This window comes from Mesorhizobium sp. M1A.F.Ca.IN.020.06.1.1 (assembly GCF_004023265.1).
Taxonomy (GTDB): Bacteria; Pseudomonadota; Alphaproteobacteria; order Rhizobiales; family Rhizobiaceae; genus Mesorhizobium.
The window spans coordinates 1-5364 of sequence record NZ_RZSR01000367.1 but is presented as its reverse complement, the minus strand read 5'-3'; the positions used below and the strand labels follow the sequence as shown (position 1 = coordinate 5364).

Here is a 5364-nt window from a genome sequence, read left to right as displayed (position 1 = left end):
AGAAGCGCAGCTGCGGCCGCCGCTAGTCCAACCGCCAGCGAGGTGCGCGCGCCGTGGAAAAGTTCGGCCAGCACGTCGCGGCCGAGCCGGTCGGTGCCGAGCGGCAGCGACCAATTTTGCAACGGCGGCAGCAAGGCCGGGCCGGCGATCGCTTGCGGGTCGCCCGGAAAGAGCAGCGGCGCTGCCAGCGCGATCGCGACGAGCAAGGCGAGGATGAGTGCGCCGGCGATCGCTTCCGGCGTCTGGAAAAAGCGATGCAGCCTCTTCATGCGACCGCCTCGCCGGCACCGACGCGCGGATCGAGGAAGGCGTAGGCGAGATCGACCAGGAGGTTGATGACGATAACGAGCACGGCGCTCACCAAAATGATGCCGAGCAGCAGCGGCGTGTCGCGTCCGGCGACGGCTTCCTGCGCCAGCCGGCCGAGGCCGGGGACGGCAAAGACGCTTTCGATGACAACGCTGCCGCCCAGCATCTGCGCCGATTGCAAGCCGAGCATGGTGACCAGCGGCAGCAGCGCGTTGCGGGCGACATGCGCAAGCACGATGCGCCGGCGCGGCAAGCCCCTGGCACGGGCGGCAAGCACGAAATCCTGCCGCCAGGCTTCCGCCATGCCGGCGCGCATCATGCGCAGATAGAGCGCGAGATAGATGAAGCCGAGCGCCGAGACCGGCAGCACAAGATGGGTGGCGATGTCGCCGGCCCGCGCCACCCCGGTCTTGGCCGATGCGATGGTCTCGATGCCGCCGATCGGCAGCCAGCGCAGGTCGACGGCAAAGACGACGATCAGCACAAGGCCGAGCCAAAAGCCCGGCACGGCGTAGAGCGCCAGCGAGCCGATCGACAGGAAGCGGTCGCGAAAACTGCCAGGACGCGCACCGGCATAGATGCCGAGCGCCGAGCCGAGGCCGAAGGAGAGCGCGGTGGCGCTGCCCATCAGGATGAGTGTGGTCGGCAGGCGTTCGAGGATGACGTCGAGGATCGGCCGCGAGAAGGTGACGGACTGGCCAAGGTCGAGGTGCAAGAGCGCCCAGAGATAGTTGGCGAGCCGGGTCAGTTCCGACTGGTCGAGGCCCCAGCGGTGGCGCAGCAATTCGATCATGCCGGCGTCGCCGCCGGCCGAGACGATATAGGCGTCGACCGCGTCGCCGGGGGCAGCTTCGAGCAGCAGGAAGCTGCCGATGACGACGATCAGCAGCACGAAGACGCTGCCGACGAGACGGCGGCGCAGGAGGGTGAGGGCTCGGGTCATGGCGACGCCATATCAGGGCCAACCCTTGGATGCCGCGTCCGGCAGGACAGAGGGGGGCGCGACGGAACTCTCATTCTCAAAGCTCAGCACCCAGGCAGGCAATCCGCAAGTGCGGATCAACCCGCCAAAAAGGTGTCCGCCCAGTTCGATACCGCCCAGCGCGGGTTGTTGGCGATGTTGCCGACAGTGTCGCGGGCGACGGAAATGAAGCTCCACTCGGCGACGTTGATCAGCGGCAGGTCGGCCGCCACCATTTTCTGGAATTCCTTGTAGAGCTCGGTGCGGGCGGATGTGTCGAGCGTCTCTGACGCTTTGGCGATCAGCGCATCCAGGTCGGCGTTCTTGTAGCCGCCCTGGTTGGAGAAGGGCACGCCGTCGGGGATGCCGCTCTGCACCAGGATGGTGGTCGAGATCGCCGGGTCGCCGCGGAACACCGGCGGGCCGACGGCGAGGTCGAAGGCGTGGTCGGTATAGACCGCCTTCATATGGGCGGCCGAGTCGTTGTTGACGATTTGGGCGTCGATGCCGATTACGGCCAGCGCCTGGCGCAGGTAATCGCCGAACTGCTTGGTCTCATTGAAGTACGGCGCCGGCAGCAGCTTCAGTGCAAAGCGCTTGCCGTCGTCGGCCCGTTTGTAGCCGGCCTCGTCGAGCAGCTCGTTGGCCTTGGCGACGTCGAAGGGGTAGATCGGGACGTCGGCAGTGTAGAATTGCGGATCGTTCTTCGGCACCGGACCGGTTGCGGTCGCGGCGTAGCCGAGGAAAATTGTCTTGACGACGAAATCCTTGTCGATGGCATGCGCGATCGCCTGCCGCACTTTCAGGTCCGCCAGTTCCTTGCGGCGATGGTTGATCTCGACGACGAGCTGGTAGGTCAGCCCCTCATAGCCCTTGGTGATGACCTTCAGGCCCGGCACCTTTGAGATGCGGTCGAGGTCGGCGAGCGGCACGGCGGAGAAGGCGGCGAGCTGGATTTCTTCCGCCTCGAGCGCCGCAGCCGCAGAGGTTCGGTCGGGCAGCACCTGGTAGACGATCTCGTCGAGATAGGGCTCGTCCTTGTCCCAATAGGCATCGTTCCGCGCAAGCCGATAGTACTGGCCGGCCTTGTATTCGGCGAATTTGAACGGGCCGGTGCCGACAGGAGCGTTGTTGGCCGGGTTGTCCTCGATCTTGCCCACCTCATAGACGTGCTTCGGCACGACGCTGCTCAATGCCGGCAGCGCGTTGCGGATCAGCTGGAACGGCGTCGGCTTGGCGAATTTGAACACGGCCGTCAGCTTGTCGGGCGTGTCGACGGCTTCAAGGTCCTTGAACACCGTGCGGCCGAGATTCTGCAGAGGCTTCCAGACCTGCAGCGCGGAGAAGGCGACGTCGGCGGAGGTGAAGGGCTTGCCGTCATGCCATTTGACGCCGTCGCGCAACTTGAAGGTCACCGACCGGCCGTCGGCCGAGCCTTCCCAGGAAAGCGCAAGGCGCGGCTGAAGCCCGTCCTTGCCGTCGAAGGAGGCCTCAGCCAGCGTCTCGACCACCTTGCTGGAGATGAAGAAGACGCCGTTGGAAGCGACAATAGCCGGATTGAGGTTGCGCGGCTCGGAGTCGGCGGCCACGATCAACCTGCCACCCTTCTTCGGCGTCTGCGCCCGGCCGATGGCCGGCAAGGCGGTCGAGGCCAGAAGCAGTGCCGAGCCGGCCAGCAGGCCGCGGCGTGAAATCGGCAATCCGGACATCCTCAAGCTCCCCTCTTCACCCGCGACCGGCGCGGGCAACCTCAAAATCAGCGGGATTATGGCCCTTGGCAAAGGTTTCGCCAGAGACGGATTTGGCGCATGCTGGCTTGGCTCTGAAATTTTCGTCCGCTGGACCAGTTATATTCGGGCTGCGGTCGCGGCTATCTGGTAGGACCAGACTAAGCCGTACGCGGCCTCAAGCCAAGTAGGAGAGGGCGGGGTCAGCCGGATGCTGTCAATTCTGGCTGGACCAAAACGGTCAAGATGGTGCAGATTTGGCCGCAAACGGCAGTTTCATCATGTTTGACTGCTTGAGCGGCCGAGGAAATCAGGGAGGGAAAGATGAACATCGCTCCGGGCAAAACCGAGGCCAGCGGCATCCCGTTCGACCAGGCTCGGGTGGACCGGCTGATGGAGGAGGCCGGCATCGATGTGCTTTTCGCCACCTCCAAGCACAACACGCAATATCTGCTCGGCGGCTACAAGTTCATCTTTTTCGCGGCGATGGACGCCATCGGCCATAGCCGCTACCTGCCGATCGTCCTTTATGAAAAAGGCGGGCCGGAGCATGCGGCCTATATCGGCAACAAGATGGAAGGCGGCGAGCACGAGAACCATCCGTTCTGGACACCGACATTGCATGCGGCCTGCTGGGGCACGCTCGACGCCGCCAACCTTGCCGTCGAGCATCTGCAGAAGATCGGCAAGCAAGCTGCTCGCATAGGCATCGAGCCTGCTTTCCTGCCGTCGGACGCTTACTCGCTGATCCGCAAGGCACTGCCGGACGCGAAGCTGATCGATGCCACCGGCATGTTGGAGCGCATGCGCGCCATCAAGACCGAGGCCGAACTGGAGAAGCTGCGCACCGCCTCGGAACTAATCACCGATTCGATGCTGGCGACGATCGCCTGGGCGCGCGAGGGCACGACCAAGACCGACATCATCGAGCAGTTACGGCGCGAGGAGACCAATCGCGGCGCGCATTTCGAATATTGTCTGCTGACACTGGGTGCCAGCCACAACCGTGCTGCGTCGAGCCAGGCGTGGAAGCAGGGCGAGGTGCTGTCGATCGATTCCGGCGGCAACTATCACGGCTATATCGGCGACCTCTGCCGCATGGGTATTCTTGGCGAGCCGGATGCCGAGCTCGAGGATCTGCTGTCCGAAATCGAGTCGGTGCAGCAGGCCGCGTTCTCCAAGGTCAAAGCCGGCACGCTCGGCGGCGACATGATCGCGCATGCCGAGAGCGTGCTGAAGGCTTCCAAGGTCGCGGCCTATACGGATTTCTTCGCCCACGGCATGGGGCTGATCACGCATGAAGCGCCGTTTTTGATGACCAACCATCCGGTCACCTATGAAGGCACCTATGCGGCCAAGCCGCTGGAAAAGAACATGGTGCTTTCGGTCGAGACCACCATGCTCCACCCGACGCGCGGCTTCATCAAGCTCGAGGATACCGTGGCGGTGACCGACACAGGCTATGCGATGTTCGGCGATCGCGGGCGTGGGTGGAACAGGGGCGGGGTCGCCTAGAGCGCGCTCGGGAAACCAATCACTCCGAATGACCGAGTTCAAACCTCGGGGCGGCTTCTGCGGATTGATGGGAAACAAGCTTCGTCGTGCGCGCCCGCCGTCCTGGGTGTATCTTGCTGACTTGAGTTGTGGCCCGGCGCCTCCTACCAGACCGATTACGTCGGGCCGGTAGCAGGAGGAAGTTATGGCAGACGTAACATCAAGAAATCAGAACTCCGAGCTCATTCGGCGGGGTTACGCCGCCTTCAACTCCGGAGACATGGACACGCTTGCGCAAATCATCGACGAGAAATGCACGTGGCACAGCCCGGGAAGGAATCCGATCGCCGGCGACTACAAAGGCCGTGAGGCGACTTTTGCCCAGTTCGGCCGTTATGGCGGGCAAACCCTTGGCACCTTCAGGGCGAATCTTCTGCATGTCATCGAAAGTGAGGACGGACGTGTGGTCGGCGTCCATCGCAATACCGGGGAACGCAACGGCAAACAGCTTGATGTGCTCTGTTGCATCGTCTTCGACATCAGGGCTGGCAAGGTAGTCGATGGCCGGGAACACTTCTACGACCTCTACGCCTGGGATGCATTCTGGGCTTAGCCTGGAGGTGCTATTCGCGGCAACTCGCACGAGACTGTTCGCGATGTCTCCGCACACCTGTTCGCTGGGCCCCCGTACATACCTCGAGAGGTGATTGCGAAGCAAACCGGTGAGGCGAATAATGCCCGCAAGCGATTTGCCATCAATTGTTTGCCTCTCGCGGCAGCAGCTTGAAATCTGGTAGATCACGCAGCGCCAGCTCCGGGCCGGCCGGCGAATAGACGACGAAAAGCTGCATCGGCTGATCGCCCGTGTTGAGC

At 63.3% G+C, this 5364-nt stretch carries 4 protein-coding genes and 2 pseudogenes; 2 read left to right on the top strand and 4 right to left on the bottom strand.

The window, feature by feature from the left end; all coding sequences use genetic code 11:
* The 3 genes and pseudogenes from EOA60_RS17165 to EOA60_RS17155 form a co-directional block, all read right to left on the bottom strand.
* Window positions 1-269 (bottom strand): annotated as a pseudogene (locus EOA60_RS17165) (ABC transporter permease); the annotation flags it as partial.
* Window positions 266-1252: an ABC transporter permease gene (locus EOA60_RS17160; RefSeq protein WP_128311651.1), complete on the bottom strand. Its 987-nt coding sequence runs from the start codon at window positions 1250-1252 to the stop codon at window positions 266-268. The gene EOA60_RS17160 and the pseudogene EOA60_RS17165, both read right to left, overlap by 4 nt.
* Before the next feature lie 116 nt (window positions 1253-1368).
* Entirely contained in the window at window positions 1369-2979 is a 1611-nt protein-coding gene (locus EOA60_RS17155) for an ABC transporter substrate-binding protein (protein ID WP_095823541.1), read from the bottom strand.
* A gap of 342 nt (window positions 2980-3321) precedes the next feature.
* Here EOA60_RS17155 and EOA60_RS17150 point away from each other — a divergent pair, with 342 nt between their 5' ends.
* On the top strand, window positions 3322-4512 hold the full coding sequence (locus EOA60_RS17150) for a Xaa-Pro peptidase family protein (protein WP_095823540.1): 1191 nt from the start codon (window positions 3322-3324) through the stop codon (window positions 4510-4512).
* Between the two features lie 184 nt (window positions 4513-4696).
* Complete coding sequence (locus EOA60_RS17145) at window positions 4697-5104, top strand: nuclear transport factor 2 family protein (RefSeq protein ID WP_095823539.1); 408 nt, start codon at window positions 4697-4699, stop codon at window positions 5102-5104.
* Between the two features lie 142 nt (window positions 5105-5246).
* Here EOA60_RS17145 and EOA60_RS39055 read toward each other — a convergent pair.
* Window positions 5247-5364 (bottom strand): annotated as a pseudogene (locus EOA60_RS39055) (cupin); the annotation flags it as partial.